10 protein-coding genes are annotated in these 14,767 nt (G+C 52.6%); 7 read left to right on the top strand and 3 right to left on the bottom strand.

Annotation, left to right across the window (positions count from 1 at the left end):
* Nucleotides 1–22 precede the first annotated feature (22 nt).
* On the top strand, nucleotides 23–253 hold the full coding sequence (locus J2I47_RS19935) for a PIN domain-containing protein (RefSeq protein WP_207366371.1): 231 nt from the start codon (nucleotides 23–25) through the stop codon (nucleotides 251–253).
* Here J2I47_RS19935 and J2I47_RS19930 read toward each other — a convergent pair.
* Nucleotides 243–1,373 carry a glycosyltransferase family 61 protein gene (locus tag J2I47_RS19930; RefSeq protein ID WP_207366370.1) on the bottom strand — a complete coding sequence of 377 codons (1,131 nt, stop codon included), beginning with the start codon at nucleotides 1,371–1,373 and terminating at the stop codon, nucleotides 243–245. The two genes, J2I47_RS19935 and J2I47_RS19930, sit on opposite strands and share 11 nt — an antisense overlap.
* A 59-nt stretch (nucleotides 1,374–1,432) precedes the next feature.
* Entirely contained in the window at nucleotides 1,433–2,176 is a 744-nt protein-coding gene (locus tag J2I47_RS19925; protein ID WP_229374808.1) for a polysaccharide biosynthesis/export family protein, read from the bottom strand.
* 330 nt (nucleotides 2,177–2,506) lie between these two features.
* Here J2I47_RS19925 and J2I47_RS19920 point away from each other — a divergent pair, with 330 nt between their 5' ends.
* The 4 genes from J2I47_RS19920 to J2I47_RS19905 all read left to right on the top strand — a co-directional run bounded on the left by J2I47_RS19920 (nucleotide 2,507) and on the right by J2I47_RS19905 (nucleotide 9,007).
* Nucleotides 2,507–3,433, top strand: coding sequence for a hypothetical protein (locus tag J2I47_RS19920; protein WP_207366368.1), 927 nt, complete (start codon nucleotides 2,507–2,509; stop codon nucleotides 3,431–3,433).
* Between the two features lie 61 nt (nucleotides 3,434–3,494).
* A complete protein-coding gene (locus tag J2I47_RS19915; protein ID WP_207366367.1) occupies nucleotides 3,495–4,919 on the top strand; it encodes a tetratricopeptide repeat protein in 1,425 nt (474 codons plus the stop codon).
* Nucleotides 4,920–5,828: 909 nt separating this feature from the next.
* Nucleotides 5,829–7,421, top strand: a complete 1,593-nt coding sequence (locus J2I47_RS19910; RefSeq protein ID WP_207366366.1) for a hypothetical protein — start codon at nucleotides 5,829–5,831, stop codon at nucleotides 7,419–7,421.
* 110 nt (nucleotides 7,422–7,531) lie between these two features.
* A complete protein-coding gene (locus J2I47_RS19905; protein ID WP_207366365.1) occupies nucleotides 7,532–9,007 on the top strand; it encodes a beta strand repeat-containing protein in 1,476 nt (491 codons plus the stop codon).
* A 197-nt stretch (nucleotides 9,008–9,204) separates the two neighbouring features.
* On the opposite strand, the gene J2I47_RS19900 is transcribed toward J2I47_RS19905, so the two are convergent.
* The gene (locus J2I47_RS19900; protein WP_229374807.1) at nucleotides 9,205–10,827 is read right to left on the bottom strand and encodes an ArnT family glycosyltransferase; all 1,623 of its coding nucleotides are present in this window, start codon (nucleotides 10,825–10,827) and stop codon (nucleotides 9,205–9,207) included.
* A 696-nt stretch (nucleotides 10,828–11,523) separates the two neighbouring features.
* Between J2I47_RS19900 and J2I47_RS19895 the strand changes: the two genes are divergently transcribed.
* Nucleotides 11,524–12,354, top strand: coding sequence for a polysaccharide biosynthesis/export family protein (locus tag J2I47_RS19895; protein WP_207366364.1), 831 nt, complete (start codon nucleotides 11,524–11,526; stop codon nucleotides 12,352–12,354).
* A 24-nt stretch (nucleotides 12,355–12,378) separates the two neighbouring features.
* Entirely contained in the window at nucleotides 12,379–14,697 is a 2,319-nt protein-coding gene (locus tag J2I47_RS19890; RefSeq protein ID WP_207366363.1) for a GumC family protein, read from the top strand.
* Nucleotides 14,698–14,767 lie beyond the last annotated feature (70 nt).

Below are 14,767 nucleotides of genomic sequence, written 5' to 3'. Positions count from 1 at the left end.
GCAGAGGCCTGATACCCTCGTAATGCGCTTTACCGGACCCAACGCTAATTCTATAAAGGTGCGAATAAAAGGTCTGGAAACAGGCAATGGTATCAGCGGAGCGGGTACCATTGCCCGCAATATGGGCAAATATGACCTCTGGGTTGCAGCCATCGCCTTGTATCTCGACATGGAATTGCATACGGCTGACCATGACTTCGATAACCTGATTCACAGTGGAATAAGGCTGATTAAGCACAACGTTACACCGTAGCCAGCAGAACGTCGAGGTGCTGCGTTAGCTCGTCGGGGTCAACGGCCACGTTCTGATCGACGTTGCTATGGTGGCTTTCCAGCACCGGGCCGTAGCAATAGGCGGCATAGGGCATGCTGAGTTTGGGAGCCAGATACCGGAAATATTCGGGCATGTATCCCGTTGGGAACAACTCAAACAGACGGGTACCGGGTCGGCACCAGAGAATATTGGCAAACGAGGCACCATGCGGTCCCACAATGACCGACGCGCTGTTATACAGGGCATACTGCTCAGCCACCGTACGCGGGGTGTCATCGATGATCTCGAAGTCGTAGGCCCGCAGCCGGGTCAGCAGCGCCTCCTCGTCAATCACGTGCCGTCGTCCCGCCCGCCGGATATACAGTCGCCGGTCGGCGGTTGGCATAGCGGGCATGTATGCGTCGGCGTTGCGTTTGAGGCATTGCACATCGGCAAAGCTGGGGTAAAACCAACTGCTGTTATTAGCCACCACGCACTCGTCAAACTGCACGTCGACCTTGCGCGTATCGAAAATACGGTCGTCGCTGAAACCAATCATGTGCAGTAATTCCCGCTCAAACGACGTGCGGAAGAGGGGATACGCCACCACAGCCCGCGCAAACACGTCGGGTGGAAGCGCCTGCTTGATGCGGCAAAGTTTGGCGGCAATAAAGAGCAGATAATCGAAGTAGCCACCCCAATAGTGGCTCCAGGGGGCAATAAGCACCTGGACCTGCACCACCTGCCGCCGACCCGGACGCAGGCGGTCCTGCAGCACCACGCTGTTGCCGAAGTCGGTGTTCAGAATGGCCTGTCCAATGCGCAGGGCACCACAGCGCAGCTGACCCGCCTGCCGGTCGGTGTTGGGGTAACGCCACACAAAGTCGGGAGCCGTCACCTCTCGCTTGTGGTCGAACATGACTTTGTCGGGCAGCACCAGGTCAACTACGGCATCGAGGTTGGTAACGACCTTGGGTATGGCGTAGATCTGGTAGGGCATCATCCGGGCCTCGGTCTCCTCTTTCGTCAGCAACCGACGACCCAACAGGCGTAATAATCGCCCGGACTGACTTTTCAGGGCCTCCCGAAGGTAATTGGCTACCTGAGGTAGTCGTGCCATACGATGAAGCGGAACCGAAGCCATACGGGTGTAAAGATAAGCTATAAAGCGAAGTCTCCCTAGCGGATTGGTCGAGTAAGAATAATGGCAACAATAGACAAAACACCCAGCACAATGGGCGAAATCTGGTAGAGCCGGTCAGTACTGGCGATGCGCGATTTGTTCGGCTCTACGTATACTACGTCATTGGGATGCAGAAAATAATAGGGCGACCGGAACGCATTGCGGCTGGTCAGATCGAGCCGGGCAAACGTGCGTTTGCTGCCTTGCTCCCTGATAATCAGCACGTTGTCACGTCGGCCGTAGATGGTCAAATCACCAGCCAGGCCCAGTGCTTCGGGCAGGGTCAGCTGCTCATTCGGGATCGTAAACAGCGACGGGCGGGCTACTTCGCCCAGCACCGATACGCGGAAGTTTTGGTTTCGTACGCTCACGGTAGGCTCCTTCAGGTAGTTGCGCAACTTTATCCGGATCAGCTCGGCGGCGCGGCTGTTGGTGAGTCCTTCCAGTTTCACCTGTCCTATCAGTGGCAGGGCCACCGTGCCACTGTCGCTCACCAGATAGCCCGACGTTTGTGGCAGCGAGGTGTTGGCACCCCGTACCGTGTTACCATCGCTCACTGAAATACTCGAATACGGATTGAAAATAGCTGATGCCTCAGCATTAAGGCTGCTGACCTGAATAGACAGCACGTCGCCCCGTTTAATGGGTGGCACAAAGCGGTCGCCCAGGGCCAGGGTGTCTTCGGCAGAAGTGGTTGTCTGGAAATAAGCCAATTGCCGGGAGTTTACACAACTACCCATGAGCAAGGGTAACAGAGCAAAAGACACTAAAAAAAGATGGGAGATGTAGTGATACTGGCGTGCGTTCATTATAGGATACAATTTTTCATTAGCTGAGTGTAAAAACGAGTTATAAACCATAATAACCGCGTTTTCCCCTAGACTAAATTACGCTATTAACCTGCTTTTAGATGCTGACTTTGTACTAATCCGAGGAAGTGGCCGGTAGGAAAAGGCCCGTTGGCGGGTAGCAAAACAGGGTTCCCAACGGCCGGGCCACAGGCTAAGATTATAAATGAAACCGGAAAATAGACCATCTGTTTTCTGTTGTTAATCGTATATCTCTGTCTTATGTCGTTACAACTCAACACCACCATACCGAACCTGTTAGTCAGTCAGTCATCGCTACAGTTTCCGTCGACCGATGTGGGCGATGAGCAATTTCTGCTGGTAAAAATTGGGCAGGACGGTACCAACGCCCCCGTGCGGGTTTCCTGCGAAGCGTCGCCTTATTTTCAGGTAGCGGTACAAGGTACGCCCCTCCGGTTTAGTACTGAGGTCACGTTTATACCCGAACCCGGCGGCACGTTCGTTCACGTTCGTTATGCACCCAAACATGGCGGACGGCACAAAAGCGAACTGGTCATTGAAACAGAACAGACAACTCAATCGGTGGCTTTGTCGGGCCATACGGCAGGTTTGCTGGTGCGGTCACTGGCCCCTTCAAGCCCGGGGCAGTCTCGCCTGGGTCTGAAAATTGCCCTCACACTGGCATTACTTGGCGGTGCCACTGCGGTTTACTGGACGGCTTTTCGCCCCGGCAGTCAGTCGTCAACAATGCGTCCGGTAATGGAATCTCCGGTTACCGAATCAGCCAGACCGGCATCGGCTCAGCGGAGATCGACCCGGTCAGCATCGCGACCAGTTGACTTGCCCGTTGTCTTGTCTGCCAAGGAAAGAAAATTGAGAAACAAGCGCGACGAAGCACCCCGTACGGCCATGGTACAGCGGGAAAGCGAACCGGAAAAAATGGAGACCCCCCCGGTGCGTGAGACCCCCGTACGCGCAACTCCTGTACGCGAAACTCGTACCCGGTCCGCGGTAAATGAACCGGCCGTTGTGACGGCTGAACCACCGCGTCCGGCTACCCCGCGCCCCACTGCCGACCGTGCCGCCATTGATGCAACCAAAAAACGCCCCGTTCCCGCTAAAGCCAAACCCACTCAGGTGCCATCCTCTGAGTCGGATCTGGAACGCGAACTGAACGGCAACCAATAACCCTGTTTAGCGACGGGATACTTCGCTAAGCAGGGCTTTAGTGCTTTGACAACCCTACGTTATGAGAAAACCCGTCCTGCTGGCCTTAATGGCCTTTATTTCGATCAGTACCTACGCTCAGAAAGCACGAAGTGCCGTGCAGGCGTTGCAATTTATCAAGCTGGCGAACACCCTGCGCGCCCTCGACAAACCCCGCGAGGCCACGGCCCTGCTGCTGCGGGCAATGCCTGCCGTTCGGGGCAAAGATGCCTACCTGGAAGCCGTTGCCAACGAACTGCTGGGGCTGACGTATCACGAACAAAACAACAACGCCAGTGCTATCGTCTACCTCGAAAAGGCCCGTGCTCAGTATGGTGCACTTAAGTATGTGGCCAGTGCCTGGGGCGTAAACGAACTGGTGCGCGAGATCAGCGGCAAAAACGTCTACGCCGGAGTCCAGATTGGCACCTCGTCGATTAAAGTAGCCATTTTCAAGACCGACTACGAAAGCGATTTCTACGAAAAAGACATTCGCTCGCGCATCGAAATTCCGACGAAGGCGCAGCTGGCCGATGCCTCGCCGGGGGCTATCAAAGCTGAGCAGAGTGCCCTCCGGGCCTGTATTGACTCCATTCGGCGCTACAACGTACCTAACGAACGGGTGTTTGTGGTGTTGAGCAACGACGTGCGCGAACGGCTGGCCACCCAGCCAGCGTATCGCCGCAATTTTTACAATCAGCTGGCGCAGGTATTGCCCGTGGCCAGCATGAAGATAGACACGACACTCACCGCCAGCCGTGAAGCCGAACTCTTCACGGTAGGCACCATTCCGCGTAAAGTATGGCCGAGCACCTCGGCCCTGAGCATCGACGACAACCGCATCATCGGCGGTTACTTCGAGGCTAATAAAACATTTACGCCGCTGGTGATCCCCGTGGGACCGGCTACGGTGATTGCGCAGGCGGAACGTAAGAAATCGCTGAATATGGAAGCCTTTCGGCGCGAGGCGCAACGCGTTGTCGATGCGCTCGCCGACTCGGCCCTGGCTACCCGAATCAGCACGAACGACCGGGGATTGCAACAGCGCCGAACGGTGGGTGTGGGGGGTGATGTGGCGCTGGCAATGGTGTCGTACCTCTATCCGGAGCGCGCCGATATCGACGCCATTCCGCTGTCGATGGATGACATCGACCGGTTTAAAGACAGGGCGCTGAATCATTACAAAGACCTTGTTACGCCCAACCTGAGCGCCATTACCGACCCGGCCCTCCGCGCCCGCGCCGAGCAAAACCTGACCACGGTAAAAAGCCGACTGAACGAAAAGCAACTGGTGGCCGGAGCCCTGCTGCTCGACGCCCTCTCGCGAACCTATTCGGGAAAGCTGGGTGCCAAGCGGTTTGTTTTCGTCCGCGATTCGGAGATTGGTTGGGTAACGGGTAAATTCCTGGAAACCATCAGCGGCGAGTACGAAGCTGCTATTGCCAAAGGAGCATTGTACACCCGCTGAAGAGTGGGTGTATAACGCGCTGTTTATGGAAAAGCGAAGCAGAAAAGGCAGCCGCCATCCAGGCCACGCTGCCCTTTCTGCTTCGCTTTTTATGTCACTGAATTGATTAAACGTTACGGCTGTTTTCAACCAAACAGGATTGATATACAGAATAAATACTTAGCTATCCAGTAGAGTATTTACTGTAGAATTTGTAGGTAGTTGCCTGTAAGTCAGCTAGTTGATTTAAGTCTACCTGCTCTGCGTATAGTATAAATGATAGTTTATTTATATTTATAATTTTACTTAGAAAATACTGTACATTTAAATGAACATATCTAATTTTTATTGAAATAATATTAATTTATTGGGCGGCAATTTCACTTATCCAAGTGTATGTTACTTTTGACTTACTAATCAGAACCGGCTGTATTACATCTTATAGAAGGTAATAACTGGCAGGTAATTTTTAAGTCAACCACACTATCCACATCCATTATGTCAGTTTTCGCTCAATTGGACGTTTCCTCCTCTCAATCCGCATTAACAGCTACGCTCGTGCAAACCGGCAAATTCGCCTGGTTTTATTCCCGTAGTTAACCAGCTCACTGGGCTGGGCTCTTCCCCCTCACATACTGCTTTTTCTGGAATCGTATAGAGCGAGGCTGGCTACTGCCATGCTTGCTCAAACGAAGCGACATCGTTTTAAACGACTTTGTCGATAGTTCAACACGTGTGTAAACGCACCAGCGTATGTACACATGTGAATGAACTGCCGTATGCTCTTCCGAACGACGTAGCTGCCTGATCAACAGCACGTTACTTATGTTTATGCCCTTGCAGAACGGCACTTCTGCCGGACTTCCCAGCCGGGATACCGCACGCATTTATACCACATCCATTTACAAATGCTTATTTCTATCTAATACCATGAAAAAAGTACTTCTTACTGGCGTAGCACTGATGGCCTTCGCCGCCGCAAGCTTCGCCCAAAACACCACATCATACACCGGTACTGGTGCCGGCCAGACCAGCACCCAGAACCAGCTAGGTAACGGTCTGCAATCAACTGTAAAACAAGGTAGCAGCTATAGCTCAGATCAGGGTAACTCGTCACTTACTGACCAGAAGGGCAAAGACAACTCTGCGAAAGTGAGCCAGGATCTAGGCTCAAAAAACAACCGGGCTGGCGTAACGCAAACCGGTGGAAGCGCTACTGTTGGCGGCGGTAACGGCAATACTGCAACCATTACTCAGGAAACGAGTAGTGGCGGTACAGCCACACGTACGGGCGTTTTCGGTAAAGATGCTACGGCAGGCGAGGGTAACTGGGCAGGTATACTTCAGGGTCAGCAGAGCAACAAGTCGACCATCTCCCAGAGTAATGGCAGTTCGAGCAATTTCGGCGAGATCTACCAGACCGGTAGTAACAACGGACAAGGTGCAGCAAGCGGTTTCTCTGGTGGATTACCTATTACTACTGCTGCCCCCAGCCCAGCATTGAAAACGGCTATCGTTCAGGATAATAACTCAGTTGGTAATGCAGCCCTGATTAAACAAGCTGGTAACAATGGTGGAGCAGTAGTGAACCAGTCGAATGGTAGTTCGCAAAACGAAGCTACCGTTGACCAGCAGGCAGGCGGTGATGGTAACAAGGCAGCAGTGTCACAAGATGGAACTGGGGGTAATAGTGCGCTTAATACGGCGAAGGTCACGCAGAGCGGTAATTTCGGCGAGGCTAACATTGTACAGAGCAAAAACAGCTTTGATAACCAGGCTACAATTAGTCAAAATGAGAGTAACGTACCGGGTTCTTCGTCGACAGCTGAAATCGAGCAGTTTAACAATGCATATGGAAACATCGCCACCATAAGTCAGACGGGATTATATGAAGCTGCCGCCATTTACCAACGGGATAACAGTCACGACAACACAGCGACGATTAATCAGACGGGCACCTATGCTACCTTATTTAACGCCTATGCGGAAATTAATCAGGTGACGGAGGTGGCCAACACCGAAGCAACCATCAACCAAGCCGGTACCGATAATCGAGCTACTGTCACTCAGACTTATGCCTACAATATGGCGGGAGGCACAGCTCGTGGTGCTGCTTCAGGTGGCAACACGGTTTTGGTAAACCAAAATCAAACCAGCACTGGCGACAACAACATCGTGAAGGTGCTGCAAGGCGGCGACGTATCGGTAGGTGGCGGCAGCGGTAACATTACTGCAGGCAGCAAGGTGACTATCGACCAGGCCAACAGCCATAACAGCGCGTACCTGCAACAAACAGGACAATCATTAACGGCTAAGGTTAGTCAGGACGGCAACTATAACCTGCTGGCTAAAGAGCCGTCAAGCCCAGCGAGCAATGCATTACAACTGGGTAGCAACTACACACTATCAGTCACGCAGTCGGCTCCAGGTGCTATATCAGGCGCGAGTAACTCGGCGTTTGTCAACTCAAACAATATTGGAGGTGGAGGTATCACCATCAATCAGACGTTGACCAATAACTAAACGAGTTAGTGACGTGACCAATCGGTGCAAGGCTTGGTAAAGAATGCCTCGTGCAGATTGGTCACTTCTCTATATTGATTAGTTGTCATGTGCTTTCTGTCCATACCCATATGAAAAAGTTATTCCTTACCGGCACAGCCCTCATGGCTTTCGCCGCCACAAGTTTTGCTCAGAATACGGCTACGCTGAACCAGAACGGTACGGGCCAAACCAGCAACCAAAACCAGGTTGGCAACACGCTAACATCGGTGGTGACGCAAGGCACCAGTTCCGATTCGCCAATCAGCAAGGGCAATGCTGCCTTCACCGATCAGCGGCAAAATCACAACACCACTACCATCACCCAAACCGCGTCTCAATACAACCAGGGGTTTGTTTACCAGAATACCTTCAGCAATAAAACCGCTGGTGGTGCTACCAATGAAGCCACCATCCAACAAATCGGCAGCGGAAGCACATCCGGTCTGTACCCGGGCGATCCGAATAACACGCCTGCAGCGAACATAAATCCGGCGGCAACGGGCAACGTAGCCCGAATTGGTCAGGAAGATGCCGGTAACCATGCCGCCATTGAGCAGAACGGGGTCGGCAACGGGACCAATTACAGCAACTATGGCCGCATAGATCAGTTTCACGGCAACAACGGGGCCACAACCAGCGACGTCTACATTCACCAGAATGGTAAATCGCACGGCAACGTGGCCAGTATTCAGGAGAGAACCAGCGGGGCAGGCAAAGCCACTATTGAGCAAAATGGACTGGGGGCGTCGGGGGTAAGCGCGGGTAACACCGGCACCATCAACCAATCGTCGCCGGTAGCGGGCGTAAGGGCCTCGATTCAGCAGAACTCGGGTGCCGGAACCGCCACATCTTATACCGGAGGTAGCGTAGGTAACACGGCGACAATAAATCAGACGGGTGGTATGGGCAACGTGACTAGTCAACAAAACAATGGATCGGGCGATTATCTGGTAAATACGATCACTGTAACGCAAACGGCTGGTAATCATACGGCCGCTGTTGATCAGAACGATGATAGCCAAGGGAATACGGCCACCGTGGTACAGGAAGGCTTTGGTGCTGACGACGCGCAGGTTCATCAGTCTGGCTTTTCGGGCAATGGTACGGCCAGTATTCACCAGGGCACGGGCAACACAGGTACCAGCATTGCTTTTATCAATATGAAAAACCAGGCTGGAGCCAACTCGTCGGCTACGATCAATCAGAACGTGGGTACGGGTACTGGTGGTAACAATACGGCCCGGATCCATCAGGGCCTTGCCGGAAATTCAGCTGCCGAAATAGCCATAACGGCTTCGTATGGCAACCAGGCGCAGATAGACCAGCACGGTGCGTCTAATACGGCTCAGCAATACCAGCTTGGTACAAACAACCAGGCCGATATTATGCAAACAGGCAGCAACAACGTAGTGAAGGGTACGGCTTTGTTTCGCGACCCGAACTATTCAACGCAAATAGGTCAGGGCAATAGCATGAGCGTGATGCAACTGGGCATGGGTGGTAATACAGCTGCGCTTTATCAGCAGGGTATGAGCAACAGTGGCACCATTATGCAGCGCAATTAGCCAGATTAAGGCAACTATTTTTTTAGCTGGTGGAACAATGCATACCGACCTTTTGTCTCCTTAAAGTATAGGTACTGCCAGAAAATGAATAAGGTCAGTGCCCATATAGAGGTAAGTAATTGAGTGTGAATGTACTGATGGCAGATGGAGAGTAATGAATGGGCCGATGCGGGGGTAACACTCCGGCACCGGCCCATTTACTTTTTCACCCCATCGAACCGGACAATTAGGGCCGGATGGCGGTCGAACAGCATCACCGACCCGACCGATTCGACTTGTGCCCCCCCCAGACTGATTGAATCGGCAATGTAGAATGCACCGGGCAGCTGTTTGTCGGTACGGCGTAGAATGTCGCCCCGGGTGGCGGTGATGTGAAACGTGCTCACATCAGTGGCGTTGGTGGCCCCCACGGTGGTTTTGTAGCCATAGAGCGGGTGGCCCAGCGTGAGGCGAGCGGCAGCCACGGCACTGTCCTGATAAAATTGTCGTTTGGCCGCCCGGCCCGGCAGCACCAGCCAGTTGAACCCCAGCCGAATCACTACCAGCGTACCCACCAGCAGCAGCAGCCGGTGAGCAGGCTGCTGACACATGAGCCAGGCCAGTCCGCCCAACAAAGCCGAGACAAGGGCTGTTTTCCAAAACACGCCCGGAATAACGCGCGTGGTGGGATACAACAGAGATACCCAGCAGCCCAGGGCTACTACCACAGTCACCACTAGCCAGCTACGCTCAATCCAGTGCCGTGGACCGTCTGAAACGGGGGTGCAATCGAGATACAGATGGGCCAGTACCGTAAACAACAGTGGCACCAGACCGATGAGGTAGCGGCCATAGACTTCCGGCGACAGCCAGTAGACCAGCACGGTAAGACAAAACGTAAGCGCATTAAAGGCTACAAACGGGTTGGTGGTCAGCTGCTGGCGAAGCCCCCGCCGTATCAGCAGGCCCAGCAGCAGGGTGTATGGCACGAAGTGGTAAATGAATTCAAACGGAAACGTGACCAGGTGTAGCAGCGTGGCCCCCAGCCCCAGGTGCAGCCCTGTTCGTTTGGTACTTTCTGTCAGCAGCACACTCGCCACGTCCTGAAGCGGAATGGCATTGCGGCTGAAATAAGCTACGTAATAGCTACCCGTTATGAGCAAAAACAGGCCTAAGCCCAGCACATGGGCAGGGTGCAGCAGCCGTCGTAGCTGCCGGGTGTAGGCAAACCAGCCCAGCAGCGTGAAGGCCAGGAACACCAGGGGCGGTAGTCCTTTCAGCAAAAAGCCCGTAGCGGTAAGTGCATAAGCGGTGGTGTAGAGCAACCAATAGTTGCGCCGCTGGTCATAATGATAGATCAGCATCATGGTCAGGTAAGTGGTTAGCGCAAAGGTGATCTCGATCAGGCCCAGCGTGGCGTCGTAGAAGAGGACCCGGCCATTGGTGAGCATCATCAGTGCTGCCGCTGTTGCCACAGGCGCGTTTATATACCGCCGCACAAACGCAAACACCGCCGCCCCCAGCCCCAGCAGCGACAGAATCATGGGAAACCGCAACGCAAACGTGGAGTAGTTGCCGAAGAGCCGGTAGGAGCCAATGATGAGCCAGTTGTAGAGCGGTGGCTTGTTGAAATACCGTTCGCCGTGAAGGGTGGGGGTGAGGTAATCGCCGGAGATAATCATTTCCAGCGACACCAGTGCCCGACGGGCTTCGTCGCCGGTGTCGAGTGGCATGAAACCCAGGTGCGACAGCAGAACGACCAGCAAGCCTGCCGTCAGAACAAGCGGCCACGCCACCTCGCCAACCAGCGGTTGGCGGTTAACAAAAACACGTACGTTCATAGGTCACCGTCGTTAACGTTGAGAGTACAGCGTGCCCTTAACAAGTGGGTGTTATTTACCTGGCACGGGAGCCTTTATTTCACCACCAAAGTAGTCACTTGCTTACTATTTGTGTTAATGATGTAGCAACATGGAATTTTTATTGCCATTTTATATAAAAAAATTTTTTCGACGAATGAATTGATATTTTCGACGAATGGAAATACTGTTTTTTTAAAAAACTGGGCTGTCCGTTTTTTTTTAGCCTGGAAACAGGAACAAAATACCAAAATAGTAGTTAGATAGACTATTCATTTTTTCGTTACATAGGTTGTAACGTTATCCAAACAAATAGTTATACAGCTAAAGCGCTGATTATGAGTGCTTTAAACACATGAAAGAAGGTCAATATGCTATATGACTCAATCATCATACTTAAGTAATTTGCTACAGTATTTTAACTCCTGCTTAACGTAAAATCTGCTCATTTACCTAAACTATAGGTGTGGTGTAGTTTGATACTTACTAATAAGTTTGAAATGGATTTATTGTTTTTAGACGAAAGTCGTAAAGAAAAAAAAACTGAAAAAAAATTTTTTATTAGGCTTGTTATTATTCCAACTAAGCAGTTCTATATTTCGATCGGTTTTGAACATAAGTGATCGCCTTTGTGGCCCAATTATTGTTCACTACGCTTTATCCAACTTTACTATTTTAATGAATCACTTCTACCATTCAGAACGTGCTGGTACCATCGTGTTCAAGTATGTAGTCGGTCTACTAACTGGGCTATATAGTTTAACGGGATGCGTCAGTCCAAAACAGTTAGTTTATTTCCAGGACATAAACGGTCGGCCTGACACCTCCTTACCAAAACCGTTTGTTCCTACCATTCAACTGGGCGATTTGTTGTCTGTCCAGGTTAGTAGTCTGAACCCAGAGGCATCGGTCTTTTTCAATCCCTATGCCACGCAGGCCAACAGCCAGGCCAATGCCAACGTTAGTTCACCCACTACGCCATTGCCCGCCACACCGGGCTACTCGGTGGGCTCAGACAGCAGTATTTCATTGCCGCTCATTGGACGGGTCGTGGTGGCCGGGCAAACCAACGCGGTAGTGGCCGAACGTATCCGGGTAAAGCTGAAGCCATATTTGAAAGAGCCTACCGTGAGCGTACGGAACCTTAACTTCCGCGTTACGGTGCTGGGCGAAGTAGCCCGGCCGTCGTTGTTCAACGTGGCCAACGAACGCATTACCCTTCCCGAAGCAATTGGCCTGGCCGGTGACCTCACCATCTACGGTCGGCGTGAAAATATTTTGGTCATCCGCGAAGAAAACGGGCAGCGTAACTACGCCCGCCTCGACCTGACCAGCCGCGACGTGTTTCAGTCGCCTTACTATTACTTACACCCAAATGATGTGATATATGTTGAACCTGGCAAGTCGCGCGTAGCCTCAGCCGACCGGTTTTACCAAACTGTACCGGTTATTCTGAGTGCTCTGTCGCTTGTTGCCATTATTTTTTCGAATGCGCTTTTCCGTCGATGAATCAACCTATTATTCACCTCTGTTATGTCTGAGAAGAATTATTCTTACGTTCCCTACCAAGTAGTTGAGGGAGAAACAAAAAACCTGCGAACAGTGCTGTTGCGCTATGCCCGCAACTGGCCCTGGTTTCTGGTCAGCGTGATGGTAGCCCTGGGGGGCGCTTATGTGTATTTGCTCTTTCAAACACCCATTTACAAGGTGCAGGCCAGCCTGCTGGTGAAAGATGAAAAGAAAGGCATCGACGGCGACAATATGCTGAAGGAGCTGGAGATTTTTACGCCTAAAAAGGTGGTCGAGAATGAGATTGAGATCCTGAAGTCGTACACGCTGATGGACAAGATTGTGTCGCAGATGCAATTGGCTACCCGCTACTACGCCAGAACAAACTTCGGGCAGCGCGAAACGTTTACACCCCCCGTTCGGCTCGTTATTGAGCAGCCCCGGTCTGAATTGTATCAGGAATTGCTCACGATCACGTTTCCGGGTGGAGGCCGCGTAAAGATCAACGACGTTGCCTACCCCATGAACCAGAGCATTCGCACGCCCTATGGCCGGTTGCGGGTATTTAGCAGACAGCCGGTGAAGGCTGGTACCGATCCGATCTACGTAGACGTGATGCCTCAAAGCGACGCTGTGCGGGGTTTCTTGAAAAACCTGAAGGCCGAGCCTACCTCCAAGGCGTCGAGTGTGATCATGCTTACGCTCGAAGATGCCGTGCCACAGCGGGGTGAAGTTATTGTGAACCAGCTCATTAGCGAGTATAACCAGGCTGCCATTGCCGACAAAAACAAGATGGCTGCCAACACGCTGCACTTCATCGAAGAGCGTCTTGGGCTTATTTCCAGCGAACTGGCCACGGTTGAAAAAGACGTGGAACACTATAAGTCAGCCCAGGGAATCACCGATTTGAGTGCTCAGGCGCAGAACTTCCTGTCGACGGTGCAGCAGAACGACGGTCAACTGAACCAGGTGAAAATTCAGCTGGGTGCCCTTAGTGATGTAGAACGCTACATCCGCAGCCAGTCTAAATCGCAGGGCATGGCTCCGGCCACGCTGGGTCTGGCCGATCCTGTTTTGCTGGGCATGGTCAACCGGCTGTCGGATCTGGAACTGAAGCGCGAACAGCTTGTGCGGACAACTTCTGAGGAGAACCCGCTGGTGCAAACCGTTGACAGTCAGATCGGCGAAACGCGCAACAACATCTCGGAGAACGTGGAGACCATGAAACGGCAGCTGCAGATTTCGCAGCAGCAGATGGTGGCGATCAACAACCGGATGGAAAACATGATCCGGTCTATTCCGAACAAGGAGCGCGCCCTGATGGACATTTCGCGGCAGCAGGCCATCAAAAACGGCCTCTACACGTACCTGCTCCAGAAGCGTGAAGAAACCGCGGTCTCGTTTGCCTCGGCTATTTCCGATAGCCGCACCATCGACGGGGCGCGCTACGACAACGTGCCGGTGAAGCCCGTGCGGCGGTTTTTCTTCCTGCTGTTTGGCCTGGTGGGCTTCCTGATTCCCATTGGTGCCATGGCCAGCCGCGACGCCCTCAACAACCGGATTCTGCGCCGTGTCGACGTGGAAGAGCAAACCAAAACGCCAATTATGGGCGAGTTGATGAAGAGCAAGCGCCCCGACGCGATCGTGATTAAAGCCCGCAGCCATTCGGTGCTGTCCGAGCAGATCAGAACGCTGCGTACCAACCTGCAGTTCATCAAAACCAATACCGGCGAAAGCCAGGTGCTGTTGTTCACGTCGAGCATCAGCGGCGAGGGTAAATCCTTTATTTCGCTCAACCTGGGGGCTAGTCTGGCCCTGACAGGCCGCCGGACGGTGATCCTGGAAATGGACCTTCGCAAACCCAAGCTCCATAAAAACCTGGGCTTATTGTCGGGCGTGGGTATCAGCAACTACCTCATCGGCGACGCGTCGATTGACGAAGTGGTGCAGGCCATTCCGGGCTACGAAAACTATTACATGATCACCAGCGGACCCATTCCGCCCAACCCGTCGGAACTGCTGAGCACCGAAAAACTGCCTGAGATGATTAACGCGCTCAAGAAGCAGTTTGACTACGTCATCATCGACTCGCCCCCAATTGGCCTGGTTACCGATGCGCAGGTGATTGCTCCCCTCGCCGACGCCACCATGTACATTGTCCGGCATGACCTCACGCCCAAGGTGTATCTGAAACAGCTGGATGTGTGGTACCGCGAAAACCGGTTCAACAAGCTTAACGTAATTCTGAACGCCATTGGCGAAGGTGAAGCCTACTACAATAGCTACGCTTACGGTGGCTATTATGACGAGGACAAGCCCGCCAAGAAGCTGAAAAAAGCCTGACGTTTATACGTGACCGTTCCTGACTGGATGGTGGCTGTTGTCCTGAGGTCAACAGCCCCATCCGGTCCCC

Origin of the sequence: Fibrella rubiginis (genome assembly GCF_017353185.1) — a bacterium.
GTDB lineage: Bacteria > Bacteroidota > Bacteroidia > Cytophagales > Spirosomataceae > Fibrella > Fibrella rubiginis.
The sequence above is the reverse complement of the archived record's forward strand: the minus strand, read 5'-3'. Positions and strand labels throughout refer to the sequence as shown.

Excerpts from the sequence above, each read along its gene's own strand:
- J2I47_RS19935 (WP_207366371.1), top strand. The coding sequence starts at position 23 with ATGCGCTTTACCGGACCCAACGCTAATTCTATAAAGGTGCGAATAAAA.
- J2I47_RS19930 (WP_207366370.1), bottom strand. The coding sequence starts at position 1,373 with ATGGCACGACTACCTCAGGTAGCCAATTACCTTCGGGAGGCCCTGAAA.
- J2I47_RS19925 (WP_229374808.1), bottom strand. The coding sequence starts at position 2,176 with ATGGGTAGTTGTGTAAACTCCCGGCAATTGGCTTATTTCCAGACAACC.
- J2I47_RS19920 (WP_207366368.1), top strand. The coding sequence starts at position 2,507 with ATGTCGTTACAACTCAACACCACCATACCGAACCTGTTAGTCAGTCAG.
- J2I47_RS19915 (WP_207366367.1), top strand. The coding sequence starts at position 3,495 with ATGAGAAAACCCGTCCTGCTGGCCTTAATGGCCTTTATTTCGATCAGT.
- J2I47_RS19910 (WP_207366366.1), top strand. The coding sequence starts at position 5,829 with ATGAAAAAAGTACTTCTTACTGGCGTAGCACTGATGGCCTTCGCCGCC.
- J2I47_RS19905 (WP_207366365.1), top strand. The coding sequence starts at position 7,532 with ATGAAAAAGTTATTCCTTACCGGCACAGCCCTCATGGCTTTCGCCGCC.
- J2I47_RS19900 (WP_229374807.1), bottom strand. The coding sequence starts at position 10,827 with ATGAACGTACGTGTTTTTGTTAACCGCCAACCGCTGGTTGGCGAGGTG.
- J2I47_RS19895 (WP_207366364.1), top strand. The coding sequence starts at position 11,524 with ATGAATCACTTCTACCATTCAGAACGTGCTGGTACCATCGTGTTCAAG.
- J2I47_RS19890 (WP_207366363.1), top strand. The coding sequence starts at position 12,379 with ATGTCTGAGAAGAATTATTCTTACGTTCCCTACCAAGTAGTTGAGGGA.